The following is a 283-nucleotide window of genomic DNA, read 5'->3' as shown; positions in this document are numbered from 1 at the left end:
TCACCGGACAGATCTCGAGAAGCTGGTCTTAAGATATGGCGCAAGTGAACCGCTCGGCGTGGTTCCAATAAAGCGACCGTATCGAACACGTCGATGGCATCTGATTGGCTCGGTTGTAAAAGGTAACTGAGTTGCCGCTTCCCTTCGGGAAGGCGGCTAAGGATGAGCATTGGCAATGAGAACGATCAAGTGTCAAAAGGGCATTTGGTGGATGCCTTGGCATGCACAGGCGATGAAGGACGTGATACGCTGCGATAAGCCGTGGGGAGCTGCGAATAAGCTT

At 52.7% G+C, this 283-nt stretch carries 1 rRNA gene; it reads left to right on the top strand.

What is annotated here, in order from left to right:
* Positions 1-183: 183 nt before the first annotated feature.
* Positions 184-283: ribosomal RNA gene (locus IB272_RS34595) — 23S ribosomal RNA — on the top strand; the annotation flags it as partial.

The organism is Ensifer sp. ENS08, assembly GCF_014852195.1.
In the GTDB taxonomy this organism is placed as follows: Bacteria; Pseudomonadota; Alphaproteobacteria; order Rhizobiales; family Rhizobiaceae; genus Ensifer; species Ensifer adhaerens.
This window is presented reverse-complemented; position numbering and strand designations above follow the sequence as displayed.